Origin of the sequence: Nonomuraea sp. NPDC003560 (assembly GCF_042878785.1) — a bacterium.
Lineage (GTDB): Bacteria > Actinomycetota > Actinomycetes > Streptosporangiales > Streptosporangiaceae > Nonomuraea.
In genome coordinates this window covers 1-1,004 of the sequence record NZ_JBIAOF010000048.1, presented here as the reverse complement: position 1 = coordinate 1,004, position 1,004 = coordinate 1, and the positions used below count along the sequence as shown (strand labels likewise).

Annotated in this window: 1 protein-coding gene; it reads left to right on the top strand. The window is 65.8% G+C overall.

Annotation, left to right across the window (positions count from 1 at the left end; genetic code table 11):
* Positions 1-56 precede the first annotated feature (56 nt).
* Positions 57-977: an IS3 family transposase gene (locus ACFYUV_RS51455; protein WP_387683463.1), complete on the top strand. Its 921-nt coding sequence runs from the start codon at positions 57-59 to the stop codon at positions 975-977.
* Positions 978-1,004: the final 27 nt, after the last annotated feature.

Below are 1,004 nucleotides of genomic sequence, written 5' to 3'. Positions count from 1 at the left end.
TTTGAATCTAAGTCGGCTTTCTTCGCGGCCGAGCTCGACCGGCCACACACGCACTCGTGAGCTTCATCGACCAGCACGCCGAGGTGTTCGGTGTCGAGCCGATCTGCCGTGTCTTGACCGAGCACGGCTGCTCCATCTCCACCAGTACGTACTACGCCGCCAAGAACCGACCGCCCTCGGCCCGGGCGGTGCGGGACGCCGAGTTGGACGAGCACATCGCTCGCATCCACGCTGATAACTACGGCGTCTATGGTGCCCGCAAGATATGGCACCAGCTGCAACGGGAGGGGCATCGGGTGGCCCGCTGCACCATCGAGCGGCGCATGCGCGTCCTGGGCCTGCAAGGCGCCCGTCGCGGGAAGAAGGTGCGAACCACGACACCCGACCCCGGGCATGAGCGGGCCGGCGACCGGCTGCAGCGCGCCTTCACCGCCCAGCGGCCGAACGCCGCCTGGGTCGCCGACTTCACCCACGTTTCCGCTTGGTGCGGGGTGGTCTACGTGGCCTTCGTCGTCGACATCTACTCCCGGGTGATCGTCGGCTGGGCCGCCTCACTCACCAAGCACACCGCCCTCGTACTGGATGCCCTGGACATGGCCCTGTGGCGGCGCGAACGCGCCGGCCATCCGGTCGAGCAGGGCTTGATCCATCACTCGGACGCGGGAAGTCAGTACACGTCTTTCCGGTTCACCACGCACCTGCTGGCGGCCGGGATCGACGCCTCCATCGGCACCGTCGGCGACGCGCTCGACAACGCCCTGATGGAATCGCAGATCGGCCTCTACAAGACCGAATTGATCAAGCCCCGAGGCCCCTGGCGCAGCCTGGCCGACGTCGAGCTTGCCACCGCCGAATGGGTCGCCTGGTTCAACGCCACCCGCCTGCACTCAGCGATCGGTCACCTACCACCAGAGGAGTTCGAAGGTCTCTACTACGCTCAACACCACCCCAACGAACCCATCGCAATCAACCGCTGAGGTCTCCATCAAATTCGGGGCGATTCA